Below are 13,721 nucleotides of genomic sequence, written 5' to 3'. Positions count from 1 at the left end.
ACCCTCCAGTGGCTAGAGGTGTTACGGCGGCTCCATGCGAAATCAGAAATCAGATTGGCGCGGCTTCGACGCTCCTCGTCAACGTGGCGCCCCCAACAGCCTTTGGGCGGCGCTGTGCCTCGCCGTGGTCATTGCCTTCAGTGGCTCTAGCGCCGCCTTCGCGGCCGGCACACCGGCGGAGACGATCTGGCGACTGCTGGACTATGTGGCGGTTGACTATCCTGGCGCGGTCCGAGACGGGCGTATCGTCAGCGCCGCTGAATACGCGGAGATGAAGGAGTTCTCTGAGACGGTCGTCGTGCAGATGGCCACTTTGCCGCCGACCAACGCCAAGCCGGACCTGCTGAAGCAGGCCGGCGCCCTCAAACAGGCTATCGAGGCGAAGCGGTCGCCCGCCGAAGTCGCCGATCTCGCCCACGGGCTGGCGACGGAGCTGTTGGCGGCTTATCCGGTGCCGCTGGCCCCCTCGACGGCGCCCGATCTGGCGAGGGGAGCTGCCCTCTACAGCGAAAACTGTGCTTCCTGCCACGGCGCGACTGGAGACGGACATGGCCCCATGGCGAAGAGGCTCGACCCTGCGCCCATCGCGTTCACCGATCAGGATCGGGCACGAAACCGAAGCGTGTTCGGACTCTTTCAGGTCATCGAGCAGGGGCTGGACGGGACAGCGATGCCGAGCTTCGCCCACCTTTCGTCGGGCGACCGCTGGGGGTTGGCCTTCTATGTTGGGGGCCTGTCCCAGGACGAGAAGGCCCGGAGCCGGGGCGCGGCGCTGTGGAAGGCCGACGCGGACCTTCGCGGCCAGTTCCCCAACCTGGAAACACTGACCAAGACCACACCTGCGGAACTGGCCCGGACGGTTGGAGTCGGCAATGCTGACGACCTCATGGCCTATCTGCGGCGGTCGCCCGGTGTGCTGGCCGAGAAGCGCGATGCCTCGCTGGCGTTCGCCAGGAGCAAGCTGAGGGACACGGTCAACGCCTACGCCGCCGGAAAGACCCGCGACGCGGGGGCCATGGCCCTATCCACCTACCTGGATGGCATCGAGCCGTTCGAGCCCGCTATCGCCGCTCGTGATCCCAAGCTTCTGGCCCGGATCGAGGCTGCGATGGGCGAGTTCCGTTCCCGGATCGGTCGAGGCGGCTCCATCGATAGCGTCCGGCAGCAGGCGACTCTGATCGAGGGACTTCTGGATGATGGCGAGTCGGTGCTTGCCCCGGCCCAGGCCGACACGACGGCGGCGTTCGTCGGCGCCTTCACCATCCTGCTGCGCGAGGGGCTCGAAGCTCTCCTGATCGTCGTCGCCATGATCGCCTTCCTCAAGAAGGCCGAGCGACAGGACGTGCTCCCCTATGTCCACGGTGGATGGGTGGCCGCGCTTGCTGCCGGTGTCCTCACCTGGGCGGCGGCAACCTTCTTCATCTCCATCAGCGGTGCGCAGCGTGAGTTGACTGAGGGCTTCGGCGGCCTGTTCGCTGCAGCCGTTCTCCTGAGCGTCGGGATATGGATGCACGGGAAGAGTCAGGCGGACGCTTGGCAGCGATACATCAGGGAACGCCTGTCCAAAGCCCTGTCGCGGGGCTCGGCGTGGTTCCTGTTCCTGCTGGCCTTCGTGGTGGTCTATCGCGAAGTCTTCGAGACGATCCTGTTCTTTGCCGCTCTGTGGAGCAAGGAGACGGCGGGCGCGGTGCTGGGGGGTTCGGGGCTGGCTCTGGCGGCCTTGGCGGCAATTGCCTGGGCCATGCTGCGTTACAGCAGCCGCCTCCCCATCGCCAAGTTCTTCGCCTTCAGCGCGGCGCTGGTCGCCATACTCGCCTTCGTCTTGGCGGGGAAGGGCCTCGCGGCGCTCCAGGAGGCCGGGATCGTGCCGCTTACGCATGTGGCCGGGTTGCCCAAACTTGAGTTGCTGGGCTTCTACCCGACTTGGCAGACGATCCTCGTCCAGGCCGCCGTCATCGCCATCCTGGTCGCCGGTTATTTCTACAATCGCAGTCCGCGTCGCCTGGATGGTGCTGCGGTCTGACGCGGGCCGAGGTCAGTGGCGGTCTTCCTGGCACAGACCATGATCGCTCAGCACCTCGATCACCTTGCAATCGGCGGCGAGGCCGAGGGAGCAGTTCGCCGTCATGCGGCTGAGTTCCTCCCGCAGCCGCGTTAGCTGGGCGATCTTGTCGTCAACGGCGTCGAGGTGGGACTGGGCGATGCGGTCGGCCTCGGCACAAGGCATGTCGGGCCGGTCAGCCAGCCCAAGCAACGCCTCGATGTCCTTGATGTCGAAACCAAGCTGGCGGGCATGGCGGATGAAGCGGAGGCGGCGCACGGCCTCGTCCCCGTAGACCCGCTGATCGCTCTCCGTCCGGTCAGGCGTCGGCATCAGCCCGATCTGTTCGTAGAATCTGATGGTCGGGACCTTTACGTCAGCCGCCTTGGCGAGCCGTCCGATGGATATGCCGGGCATGGTCGAAATCCTGTTCACGCTGCCGCAGGATAGGGCTTGATCCTCTAGTGGCTAGAGCATGTAGGACGGTCTCATGGCTCATGATGCCCCCCTCGCCAAGCCCGCCGTCTCCGGTTGCTGCGGCCAGTCCGCTCCGTTCGATGGCGCCACGCCGCAATACCGGCGGGTGCTCCTCTGGGTGATTGCGATCAATTTCCTCGGCTTCGTCGTGGTGGCGTCCGGCGGTCTGCTGGCCGGATCGGCCTCCCTGGCGGCGAACGCCCTCGACTTCCTGGCGGACGCCGCGACCTACGCGCTCAGCCTGTGGGTCATCGGCAAGAGCGTCTCGATCCGCAGCGGCGCAGCCCTCGTGAAGGGCGCCAGCCTTAGCATTCTGGGTGTGTCGGTCCTGGGCTTCGCGATCTGGCGGGCGATCAACGGCGTGCCGCCGGAAGGCTTCGCGATCTCCGGCCTGGGCCTGTTCGGGGCAGCGGCCAATCTGGTCGCGGCGATCCTGCTGTCGAAGTATCGCGATGGCGACGCCAACGTCCGGTCGGTCTGGCTCTGCACGCGCAACGACCTGATCCAGTGCCTCGCCGTGGTCGGGGTCGGCGCCGTGGTCTGGCTCACCGGTTCCCGCTGGCCCGACCTGATCGCGGGCGCGTTCCTGGCGGCAGTCTTCCTCCAGTCCGCTTGGTCGATCACCGTCCAGGCCTTGGACGAACGCCGCAATGCCCTGGCTGCGGTGCATTGATCCCAAGGCCCGACGCAGTTAGTTCAGCACGCACATGATCCCCGCAGCGCATCTCTCGCGATTCCTGAAACGGCTGGCCAAGCCGTTGCTGGTGGCCTGTGTGCTGATGCTGGCGGTAGCGCCTGTCATGGACGGGCTAATGTGCGGCCCAGAACCCGCGTCTGCCGAAAGCGAAATGCTGGTTTCCGACTTCGGCGGCGCCGACGATATCGCCACCGGTGTTGATCATGCCGTCTGCGCCCATGGTCATTGCCATGACGCGCCGCCGCTCGCCAATGGCGGCGACGCCCGCGTTGCGGCCATTCGATACGCGGAAGCCGAGGCCATGTTCTCGGTATCGGTCCAGCCGCCGTCCGCCACCCAACCAACCCTGGAACGTCCGCCCCGAGTCTGACTGCGACCCGCGCCGCCGTGCGCGTCCGCCCTTGTCAGAATCGAAGCAGGACCTCCCATGCCTTCTCCATACCTGTCGCGCTGCGCCCTCATTGGCGCCGCCGCGATGCTGTTGGCGAGTTTCGCCACCAGCGCCATTGCCGAACCTGTAACCCTCGCCCAGGCGCTCGACCGTGCCCAGGCCGGGTCTCAGCTCATCACCGCCGCAGAAGCCGATGTTCGGGCCGCCGAAGGGCGAGCCCGCCAGGCCGGTCTGTTGCCCAATCCCGAGATCGACCTGTCGGCTGAGAACATCGGCGGCACCGGCAGTCTGACCGGGGTTCAGGCCGCCGAGACCACGCTCTCAGTCGGACAGCGCTTTGAACTGGGCGGCAAACGTGCTGCCCGCCTGAACGCCGCTCAGGCCGAGGTCGAGTTGGCGCGGCTTCGGCTGCAGATCGCCCGAGCGGATCTGGCGAAGGAAGTTCGTGAGGCTTTCGCCCAAGGCGTCGCCGCCCGGCGTCGCGTGGACTCGGCGAAAAGCCAGTTTGTCCGGGCCGAGAGTCTCCAGAAGATCGCCGTCACGCTCGTGGAAGCCGGCCGCGAGCCGCCGCTACGGGCTCTGCGGGCGCGAACGGTAATGCTCGAAGCGGTCGGGCGTGTCCGGGCGGCCGAAGCCGACTATGCAGCGGCCCAGCGGGCGCTGGCCGCTCTCTGGGGCGGGTCCGAAAACCTGCCCGAACCCGTCTCCGGCGAGGATGTTCCTCCCGCCCCACCCGTCGATCCGACCGCCGTGCTGGATATCCAGCTTGCGGAGGCTGAAGTTATCGCCGCCATCGCCGCCGAGCGTCGGGAACGCTCGCTCTCGCGCCCCGATGTTACTGTCAGCGTCGGCGGCCGTCGTCTCGCCGCATCGGACGAGACGGCGATGGTTGTCGGCCTGTCGATGCCCCTGGGCCTGTTTGATCGCAACCAGGGAAACATTGCCGCCGCCAATGCCGAACGCACCGGCGCCGAAGCCCGCAGAAACGCTGCCCTGGCGGCGGGCTTGCGCCGCACGCGAGACGCGACAGCGGCGTTTCAGACCGCTGAAGCCCGCCTGGAGTTCCTCGAAAAGCGGGCGGAACCTGAGGCTCTGGAAGCTGTCAGGATCGCTCGTGAGGGCTTCTCCGCAGGCCGCTTCACCTTGCTCGACGTGCTCGATGCCGAAGCCGCCCTCAACAGCCTCCAATCCGATCTGATCACCGCCGAGCTCGACCGCGCGCTCGCCCTGGCTGCGCTGATGCGCGCCAACGAAACCGAAGGAACCGCCCAATGAAGACCCTGACCAACAAGCGCCTGCTGCTGGGCGCGGCCGCCGCCGTGGTGTTGCTCGGCGCCGGCCTCACCGGCTGGAGCATGACCCGGCCAAAGCCCGAAGCCGCGCCGGAGGCCGCAGAGGCCGCCCATGGCGCCGGAGAAGGGATCGAGATCAGCGGAGCCCGCATCCTGGCGGCAAACATTGTGCTGGCCCCGGTTGAAGCCGGATCACTGAGCGCCGAGGTGCTCGCTCAGGGAACTGTCGTCGGCACGCCGCAAGGCGAGGCCGTGCTGGCGGCCCGCGCTGATGGCGTGGTCAGCCGCATTTCCCTGCGCCTGGGCGACAGCGTCCGGGCCGGGCAGATCGTCGCCCTGATCGAAAGCCGTGAGGCCTCGACCATCGTGGCCGAGCGGTCGGCCGCCCAGGCCCGGCTGATCGCCGCGCGTCAGGCCCTGGCGCGGGAGCAACGGCTGTTCGACGCCCAGATCACCGCCCGTCAGGACCTCGAAGCAGCCCAGACCGCCCTGGCCGAAGCGGAAGCCGAAGCCCGCCGCACCGCCGCCGCCGCCGCCGCCGCGCGCGTGTCCAGCGACGGCCGCAGCACCGGGGTCGTCAGCCCGATCAGCGGACGCATCACCTCCGCGCCGGCCGTCCTGGGCGCCTTCGTGCCCGCCGGGACAGAGCTGTTCCGCGTCGCCAACAGCAGCCAGATCGATATCGAGGCGTCGGTGTCGGGTTCAGACGCGGCGCGGATCAAACCGGGTGATCGTGCCCGCATCCATCTGCCCGATGGCGAGATCGACGCGGTCGTCCGCTCGATCACGCCAGGGGTCGATCTGGAAAGCCGCTCGGCGACGGTGCTGCTGAGCCCCGTTGCTACGACCGGCCTACGACCGGGCCAGGCTGTCTCAGTCCGCATCTACACGGCGGACGCCCAGGCGTCGGCGGGCGTCACCGTGCCCGAGGAAGCCATCCAGACCGTGGAAGGCCGCGAGGTGGTGTTCGTCAGAACCGCCGCCGGCTTCAAGGCGGTCGCCGTGATCGTCGCCCAGCGCGGCGGCGGTCGCGCGCAAATCACCTCCGGCCTCACTGCCGGCCAGTCCATCGCCACCCGCAACGCCTTCCTGCTGAAGGCCGAGATGGGCAAGGGCGAAGGCGAGGAGCACTAGGTCATGATCGCCAACCTCATGGCTCTGTCGGTGCGGTCGCGATGGATGATCATCGCGCTCACACTGATCGTTTCCGCTTACGGCGTGTTCCAGCTTACCCGGCTGCCCATCGACGCCGTCCCCGACATCACCAACAAACAGGTGCAGATCAATACGCTCGACGCGTCTCTTTCCCCCGTCGAGATCGAGAAGAGGGTCACCTTCCCGGTCGAGACAGCGCTGGCCGGCATTCCCGGCCTGCAAACGACCCGATCGCTGTCTCGCAACGGCTTTTCGCAGGTCACCGCGATCTTCGACGAGAACGTCGATCTCTACTTTGCCCGCCAGCAGGTCAGCGAACGGATCGCCCAGGCGCGCGACAGCCTGCCTGAGGGCGTCCAGCCCCAGATCGGACCGGTCACCACCGGCCTGGGCGAAGTCTTCATGTATGCCATCGACTACGCCAACCCGGGCGGAAAGGGCGCGACCGTGCGTGACGGCCAGCCCGGCTGGCAGAGCGATGGATCTTTCCTGACGCCAGAAGGGGATCGCCTGACCGACGAGGCCTCGCGGGCCGCCTACCTGCGGACGGTTCAGGATTGGATCATCGCGCCCCAGCTACGGACGGTGGGCGGCGTCGCCGGTGTGGACACCATCGGCGGCTATGAGAAGCAGTATGTCGTCGAACCCGACCCGGTTCGTCTGGCGCAATACGGCGTTTCGTTCAGCGAGCTCGCCAAGGCGCTGGAAGCGGCAAACCTGTCGGTCGGCGCCAACTTCATGGAACGGTCAGGCGAGGCCTACCTGGTCCGCGCCGACGCCCGTATCCGCAGCCTGTCGCAAATCGAGGAAGCCATCGTTGCCACGCGCGGCGGTGTTCCCGTGTCGATCAGAGACGTGGCGGTCGTTCGGCTGGGCGGCGAGCTGCGCACCGGCGCCGCGACCATGAACGGGCACGAGGTGGTCATCGGCACCACCCTGATGCTTATCGGCGAAAACAGCCGCACCGTCGCCCGCGCCGTCGGCGACAAGCTGAAGACGCTGGATCGGTCGCTGCCGCCGGGGATCAAGGTCTCGCCCACGCTGGATCGGTCCAAGCTGGTCAATGCGACCATCGCTACCGTTCAGCGAAACCTGATGGAAGGGGCGATCCTCGTCGCGATCGCGCTGTTCCTGTTGCTCGGTAACGTCCGCGCCGCCCTGATCGCGGTGCTGATCATCCCGATCTCATTCTTCATGACCGCCATCGGCATGAATTACATGGGCGTGTCCGGCAATCTGATGAGCCTGGGCGCCCTCGACTTCGGCCTGATCGTCGATGGCGCGGTGATCATCATCGAGAACTGTCTCAGGCGGCTCGCCGAACGACAGCATCATGAAGGTCGCCTGCTGAACCTCCGCGAACGTCTGGAGGAAACGACGCTGGCCACCCAGGAGATGATCAAGCCGACCGTCTTCGGCCAGGCCATCATCCTGCTGGTGTTCGCGCCGCTGCTGACCTTCCAGGGGGTCGAGGGCAAGACCTTCTCGCCCATGGCCATCACCCTGATGCTGGCCCTGGTCGCCGCCTTCATCCTGTCGGTCACTTTCGTGCCGGCGATGGTGGCGCTTCTGATCCGCAACAAGGTCGCGGAAAAGGAAGTGTTCGCGATCCGATGGATCAAGGCGCGCTATGAGCCGATCCTCCGGCACGCCGTTGCGCGCCCTCTGCCCTTCATCGGGGCCGGGGTCGGCATCTTCGCCGTGGCCGGCTTCATCTTCACGCTGCTGGGCCAGGAGTTCATTCCGACGCTTGATGAGCGGAACTTGGCGATGGCTTCGCAACGCATTCCGTCAACCGCGCTCGAACAGTCCGTGCGGATGCAGCGGGGTGTCGAACAGGCGATCACCAGCCTTCCCGAAGTGCTGATGATGTTCTCAAAGACCGGCACGGCCGAGGTCGCCACTGATCCAATGCCGCCAAACATCTCCGATGGGTTCATCATCCTGAAGCCGCAGGAAGATTGGCCTGCGGGAGTCAGAACCAAGGAGGACGTGCTCGAACGTGTCGAAGCGGCCGCCAACGCCCAGGTTGGTCAGGGCTACGAGTTGAGCCAGCCGATCGAACTGCGCTTCAACGAGTTGATCGCCGGGGTTCGCGGCGATGTGGCGATCAAGCTCTATGGCGACGACCTGGACAAACTCACGGCGACGGCAAACCGGATCGGCGCAGCCCTGCAGTCCACGCCGGGTGCGGCCGACGTGAAGGTCGAGCAGACCAGCGGCGCACCTTCGCTGGACGTTATCTTCGACCGGGCAGCCATCGCCCGTCTCGGTCTGACCGTGGAGGAGGTGGCCGACACTGTGGCCGCCGCCATGGGAGGGCGGGAAGCTGGACAGCTTTTCGAAGGTGATCGCCGCTTCAGCGTGGTCGTGAGGGTGCCGCAAGGTAGCCGCAACGATCTGGACGCCCTGGGCGCTTTGCCCATCATGATGCCAGAGGAACCCGGACAGACACGACATTCGGTGCCGCTTCGCCAGGTCGCGCAATTCCGGTTCACCGAAGGTCTGAACCAGATCAGCCGCGAGAATGGAAAGCGGCGAGTTGTCATCCAGGCCAACGTTCGCGGCCGCGATGTCGGCTCGTTCGTCAGGGAGGCCACGCCGAAGGTCGAAGCCGTCGCTCTGCCAACCGGTTCCTGGCTCGAATGGGGCGGGCAGTTCCAGAACCTCAAGGCGGCATCGGACCGGCTCGCCATCGTGGTGCCGATCTGCTTCCTGGCCATTTTCGCGGTTCTCTTCCTGGCCGTGGGAACGTTTGGTCGTGCCGTGTCGGTGTTCGCGGCGGTGCCCCTCGGCCTGGCCGGCGGGGTATTCGCACTCGCCTTGACCGGCATTGCTTTTTCGGTCTCGGCGGCTGTCGGCTTCATCTGCCTGTCCGGCGTAGCCGTGCTGAACGGTCTGGTGGTTATGTCCAGCATCCGACAGCGCCTGGAAGAGGGGATCGATCTCTCAAGATCGATCATCGAGGGGTGCATGGAACGGGTTCGCCCCGTGATCATGACCGGCCTGGTGCCCGCCATCGGCTTCGTGCCCATGGCCCTCGCGCACGGCACTGGGGCGGAAGTCCAGAAGCCGCTGGCCATGGTCGTTATCGGCGGCCTGATCACGGCCACCGCCCTGACCCTCCTCGTCCTGCCAGCGATCAGTAAGGTGGTTCTGGGGTGGACCGAACGGCCCAATCCGGCGTGGGGCGATGAGCCCACGCCGATCCTGGCCCCTGCGGAATAGGCGAAGACCCGCGCCGTCGATCCTGGCGGCGCGGGCGCTTCTCATTCGGAGACAAGTGATGAACAGCTCTTTCAAGCTCTTGAGGATCTACACCGACGAGGCCGCCTATTTCGGAGATCGCAAGGTGTTCGAGGTGGTGGCCAGTCGCGCCCGCGCGGCAAAAGTCGCCGGCGTTACAGTGCTTCAGGCCCTGCTGGGCTTTGGTCACACCCCCAACATGCATCGTCGCAATGTGCTGGATGACGACCAGTCCGTGGTCATCGAGATCATCGACGAGGACGCCAAGCTGCGGGCTTTCGTCGAAACGCTCGCCGACCTCGAACACCTGGGGCCGATCACGCTGGAGGCCGTCGAGGTGCTGCGTTGGCCGCCAGCAAAAGGTGGTTGAGACCATATCCGCGAAGAGAAGGCTTGCTCCTCTAGTCACTAGAGCTTGCATGGGTGAGCCCACATCCGGCGCGGCCTGTCTTCCAGGGCGGGCCCAAGCGTCTTCCCCGACCACCGAGACCCTGAAATGGCTGATCACAAACCGCAGTCCGCTACTCCCTCAACGACCGGAAAGCCGCACGATGATCACGAGGGTCATGACCACGCTGAAGGCGGCGCCCATGATCACGACCACGGCGGCATCTTCGGAGAACGCACCGAACTGATCTTCGCGGGCCTTTCCGGCGCGATGCTGCTCGTCGGCTGGCTCGTCGGTCAGCGCGTGGAGGGCGTTGTCCCGCTGGCCTTCTACATCGCGGCCTACGGGTTCGGCGGCTACTTCACGCTCCGGGAAGCGGTCGGCAACATCTTCAAGCGTCGGTTCGAGATCGACACCCTGATGCTTGTCGCCGCCGCTGGCGCCGCCGCCCTGGGCCAGTGGGCCGAGGGCGCGCTGCTGCTCTTCCTGTTCAGCACCGGCCACGCGCTCGAACACTACGCCATGGGGCGGGCGCGACGGGCCATCGAGGCTCTTGCCAAGCTGGCTCCCGAAACGGCGACGGTCCGACGCGGGGAGACGACGGAGGAAATCCCGGTCCAGGACCTTGTGGTCGGCGACATCGTGGTGGTCCGGCCCAACGAGCGCATGCCCTCCGATGGCGTGGTCGTGCTGGGAGCAAGCAGCGTCGATCAGGCGCCGATCACCGGCGAGAGCGTGCCCGTCGACAAGCGGGCGGCGGCTGATCTCGACCTGGATTTCGACAAGGCCAGCCCCGAGCATCGCGTCTTCGCGGGCACGATCAATGGTCCGGGCGCCCTGGACGTGCGCGTCGCCCGCAAGGCGTCCGAGACCACCCTGGCCCGCGTCGTAAAAATGGTCGCGGAGGCCGAGGCCCAGCAGTCCCCGACCCAGCAGTTCACCAATCGCTTCGAGCGCATCTTCGTGCCGTCCGTGCTGGCGGGTGTCGGCCTTCTGATGCTGGCCTGGATCGTCATCGACGAGCCCTTCAACGTCAGCTTCTATCGCGCCATGGCGGTGCTGGTGGCGGCGAGCCCTTGCGCCCTGGCCATCTCGGTGCCCAGCGCGGTGCTCAGCGCGGTCGCCCGCGCGGCCAGGGGCGGCGTTCTGGTGAAGGGCGGCGGTCCGCTGGAAAACCTAGGCACGCTGACCGCCATCGCCTTCGACAAGACCGGCACTCTCACCGAGGGCAAGCCGAGGATCACCGACGTGGCGACCGCCGAAGGGGTCGATGAGTGGGAACTCCTCGCCGTCGCCGTCGCCGTGGAACGGCTGAGCGATCATCCGCTGGCGGCGGCGGTCGTGCGCGACGGCGGCGATCGGCTAAAGGACCATCCCGTGCCGGTGGCCGACGACGTTCAGAGCCTGACCGGCCAGGGCGTGCAGGCCACCGTGGCGGGTCAGACGGTGGTGATCGGCAAGCCCAAGCTGTTCGAAAGCGGCTCCGGCGCCAAACCCTCCGACGCCCTTTGGAGTGAAATCCAGCGGCTGGAAACGAGCGGTCGAACGGTGATGGTCGTCAAATCCGGCGACCGATACCTTGGGGCCATCGGTGTGATGGACACCGCCCGTCCTGCCGCCGAGGGGGTTATCGCTCGCCTCCGCGCCATAGGGATCACCCGCATCGTCATGCTGTCGGGCGACAACCAGTCCGTGGCCGACGCCATCGCCGCCAAGCTCGGCCTGGACGAGGCGATGGGCGGACTGATGCCCGAGGACAAGGTGCGGATCATCAAGGAGATGAAGGCCAGCGAGGGTCGTGTCGCCATGATCGGCGACGGCGTGAACGACGCGCCCGCCCTGGCCAACGCCACGGTCGGGATCGCCATGGGCGCGGCGGGTTCCGACGTGGCCCTGGAAACCGCCGATGTCGCCCTGATGGCCGATGACCTCAATCACCTGCCGTTCGCGGTTGGCCTGAGCCGGAAGACCAGCAACATCATCAAGCAGAACCTGTGGGTCAGCCTCGGGATGGTCGCGGTCCTGATCCCGGCGACCCTGTTCGGCCTGAAGATCGGCGCGGCGGTGATCTTCCACGAAGGCTCGACCCTGCTGGTCGTGGCGAATGCGCTGAGGCTGTTGGCCTATAGGGACAGCGCGCGATCCGGAAAATAGGCCGCGCAACAGACTAAGCGGCGACGTGATGTGAGGAGACCTCTGATGGGTCGAGCAACGATAGTTTGTCTAATCCTGTTCGCAGGACTCCCCGTCTTGGCTGGCGGGTGCGCCAGTTATGGAAATCTTCCTCGGAGCGATGTCGGGATCGAAGTCGTGGGCTCTGCGCAGGTCGATCTGCGCCGCCCAGAGGTTCTGATCACCCCCAAAGGCCTGCGAGTCCACGGCTGGGCCTGTCGGCGCTCGCGCGCCATGGTAGGCGGTCTGGGGCTCCGCATTGAACGCCTCGATGCCGATGGCCGCGTCGTCGCCACGGTGGCCGTCCCGCTCAGCACCACCCGCCTTTCGGATCATCCGGTCGGTTGCGTGGCCTACGACGGGGAGACCGGATGGTTCTTGAACGAGACCGAGACACTGCGCGTCCTGGCCAAGCATCGTTAGGACCGGGACTCTCGGCCAGCTGTTGCTCTCGCCGAACGCGGCGATCCTAGCCGCCCCCCTGCTGGGTAGGGTCCTGACGCAAGTTCCGGTGCGGCTCGCGGACGATCACCTGTGGCGTAAGGTCAGGACGAAATACGCGGACTATCGGCGGTGAACGTCGCGGTGGGTTGTAGGTGGTCGAAAGCCAGGCCCGGATAACGGATTGTTGCTATAGCTTCTGCCAACGTCGCCAGCCGGTATCCCCGGCCATAGGAAGCAGCGGCCTCCGAGCCGTCCTTGCTACCAGCGGCACTCCAACCACCGAGGGCCAGTCCGATATCGTGCTCGATTCGAGCTTCCCGCAACGCATCCCTGTAGCTGTGGCGGAAACTGTGGAAGCATGTCTTGGGCCGAGCGGCACCGGCCTTGTCCAGAAACCGTCTGAACCACTTCGAAAATGGGTCGCTATAGTAGCCCGTGTTCGAGACATGAAGCTCTGGGAAGAGCTTTCGACCGCCGGTGAGCCGACGCTCCGCAGCAAACTCCATGAAGCCGATTTCTTTGAGCATCGGATGGATAGGGATGTATCGCTCGCTGCTGGTCGTTTTGAGCTTCTTGTCGTTGTCAGGGGCGACGGCACCGGCGCAAACAAAGAAGCAGTCCACGCCCTCGACGACCTGGATATCCACCACGTCGAGTTGGCATGCTTCATTCAACCTCAGCCCGGCGAAAAGGCCGATCAACGGCACCCAGAATCGTCCTCGGCGCGGTCGATTTGAGCCAGGGACGGCGAAGTTTAACCAGTCATCGGCGCATCCCGTGTAGAGCGGCGCGTTGAAGATCAGGCGAAGCTGCTCAATGCTGAACGGGTGTCGCTTGTCCCGACTGCGGACCGGATCGACGACACCTAGCCCTTTCGCCGGGTTCCGGTCGATAAGTTCCTCGCGGACTGCGAAGTTCAGCATCGACCGAAGCTTGTTGAGATAGCCATTTATGGAGGCCGGGCTCAGGGTTGAGGTCAGACCCTTGGCCTTGGCCATCTTGGCGGCTTGGACCAGAGTCAGTTTCGGGAACCGCTTGGTCGAGTTCGAGGGCAGCCAACGCAGTGTGTCGAGGAAGGCGCGGCAGGCCTCTCTGTCGATCGAGGCCAATGACCTGTCTGCACCCCACAGGGCCGAGGCCGTCTCGAACAAAGTCTTGTAGACCATTTCGCTTCGTCGCCCCCGCGTGCGCGAAGGATCGCTCATGAAGAGGTCGAAGAGATCGCGGAAGGTCGTTTCGGGCCGGATGGGGGATTTGGATTCCGGGCTCTTCGGGGTGCCTGTCGGGAGAGACTGGATCGGACCGGATCGGCCTTCGGCCTCCAACAGCATGCGTTCGAAATCAGCGGCAGCGATCCTGGCCCTTCGGACAGCTTCATCCTGATACCCCGTCCCCAAGGACCGAACCCAGTGCGTTCG

Annotated in this window: 11 protein-coding genes; 9 read left to right on the top strand and 2 right to left on the bottom strand. The window is 65.9% G+C overall.

The features are described 5' to 3' along the window. The first annotated feature begins 34 nt into the window (after positions 1–34). Entirely contained in the window at positions 35–2,023 is a 1,989-nt protein-coding gene (locus AC1RN0_RS17940) for an FTR1 family protein (protein ID WP_492788834.1), read from the top strand. A gap of 12 nt (positions 2,024–2,035) precedes the next feature. Here the strand turns inward: AC1RN0_RS17940 and AC1RN0_RS17935 are convergent, their stop codons facing one another. Next, on the bottom strand, positions 2,036–2,458 hold the full coding sequence (locus AC1RN0_RS17935; RefSeq protein ID WP_492788833.1) for a MerR family transcriptional regulator: 423 nt from the start codon (positions 2,456–2,458) through the stop codon (positions 2,036–2,038). 73 nt (positions 2,459–2,531) lie between these two features. Between AC1RN0_RS17935 and AC1RN0_RS17930 the strand changes: the two genes are divergently transcribed. The 8 genes from AC1RN0_RS17930 (at position 2,532) to AC1RN0_RS17895 (ending at position 12,282) form a co-directional block, all read left to right on the top strand. Next, positions 2,532–3,191 (top strand): cation efflux transmembrane domain-containing protein, encoded by a 660-nt coding sequence (locus tag AC1RN0_RS17930; RefSeq protein ID WP_492788832.1) that lies wholly within the window; start codon positions 2,532–2,534, stop codon positions 3,189–3,191. Positions 3,192–3,225: 34 nt separating this feature from the next. Next, a complete protein-coding gene (locus AC1RN0_RS17925; protein WP_492788831.1) occupies positions 3,226–3,585 on the top strand; it encodes a hypothetical protein in 360 nt (119 codons plus the stop codon). Between the two features lie 57 nt (positions 3,586–3,642). Beyond that, on the top strand, positions 3,643–4,881 hold the full coding sequence (locus AC1RN0_RS17920) for a TolC family protein (RefSeq protein ID WP_492788830.1): 1,239 nt from the start codon (positions 3,643–3,645) through the stop codon (positions 4,879–4,881). Next, positions 4,878–6,032: an efflux RND transporter periplasmic adaptor subunit gene (locus AC1RN0_RS17915; protein WP_492788829.1), complete on the top strand. Its 1,155-nt coding sequence runs from the start codon at positions 4,878–4,880 to the stop codon at positions 6,030–6,032. Before AC1RN0_RS17920 ends, AC1RN0_RS17915 begins: the two co-directional genes overlap by 4 nt. Before the next feature lie 3 nt (positions 6,033–6,035). Further along, positions 6,036–9,281 (top strand): efflux RND transporter permease subunit, encoded by a 3,246-nt coding sequence (locus AC1RN0_RS17910; RefSeq protein WP_492788828.1) that lies wholly within the window; start codon positions 6,036–6,038, stop codon positions 9,279–9,281. A 58-nt stretch (positions 9,282–9,339) separates the two neighbouring features. Further along, positions 9,340–9,669 (top strand): DUF190 domain-containing protein, encoded by a 330-nt coding sequence (locus AC1RN0_RS17905; protein WP_492788827.1) that lies wholly within the window; start codon positions 9,340–9,342, stop codon positions 9,667–9,669. 126 nt (positions 9,670–9,795) lie between these two features. After that, entirely contained in the window at positions 9,796–11,841 is a 2,046-nt protein-coding gene (locus tag AC1RN0_RS17900; RefSeq protein ID WP_492788826.1) for a heavy metal translocating P-type ATPase, read from the top strand. A 156-nt stretch (positions 11,842–11,997) separates the two neighbouring features. Then, on the top strand, positions 11,998–12,282 hold the full coding sequence (locus AC1RN0_RS17895; protein ID WP_492788825.1) for a hypothetical protein: 285 nt from the start codon (positions 11,998–12,000) through the stop codon (positions 12,280–12,282). Between the two features lie 122 nt (positions 12,283–12,404). On the opposite strand, the gene AC1RN0_RS17890 is transcribed toward AC1RN0_RS17895, so the two are convergent. Then, the coding region (locus AC1RN0_RS17890; protein ID WP_492788824.1) for a site-specific integrase at positions 12,405–13,721 on the bottom strand (1,317 nt) is incomplete at its 5' end.

This window comes from Caulobacter sp. GW821-FHT12F03 (assembly GCF_058806855.1).
The sequence above is the reverse complement of the archived record's forward strand: the minus strand, read 5'-3'. Positions and strand labels throughout refer to the sequence as shown.

Excerpts from the sequence above, each read along its gene's own strand:
- AC1RN0_RS17905 (WP_492788827.1), top strand. The coding sequence starts at position 9,340 with ATGAACAGCTCTTTCAAGCTCTTGAGGATCTACACCGACGAGGCCGCC.
- AC1RN0_RS17910 (WP_492788828.1), top strand. The coding sequence starts at position 6,036 with ATGATCGCCAACCTCATGGCTCTGTCGGTGCGGTCGCGATGGATGATC.
- AC1RN0_RS17930 (WP_492788832.1), top strand. The coding sequence starts at position 2,532 with ATGGCTCATGATGCCCCCCTCGCCAAGCCCGCCGTCTCCGGTTGCTGC.
- AC1RN0_RS17925 (WP_492788831.1), top strand. The coding sequence starts at position 3,226 with ATGATCCCCGCAGCGCATCTCTCGCGATTCCTGAAACGGCTGGCCAAG.
- AC1RN0_RS17915 (WP_492788829.1), top strand. The coding sequence starts at position 4,878 with ATGAAGACCCTGACCAACAAGCGCCTGCTGCTGGGCGCGGCCGCCGCC.
- AC1RN0_RS17940 (WP_492788834.1), top strand. The coding sequence starts at position 35 with ATGCGAAATCAGAAATCAGATTGGCGCGGCTTCGACGCTCCTCGTCAA.
- AC1RN0_RS17900 (WP_492788826.1), top strand. The coding sequence starts at position 9,796 with ATGGCTGATCACAAACCGCAGTCCGCTACTCCCTCAACGACCGGAAAG.
- AC1RN0_RS17920 (WP_492788830.1), top strand. The coding sequence starts at position 3,643 with ATGCCTTCTCCATACCTGTCGCGCTGCGCCCTCATTGGCGCCGCCGCG.
- AC1RN0_RS17935 (WP_492788833.1), bottom strand. The coding sequence starts at position 2,458 with ATGCCCGGCATATCCATCGGACGGCTCGCCAAGGCGGCTGACGTAAAG.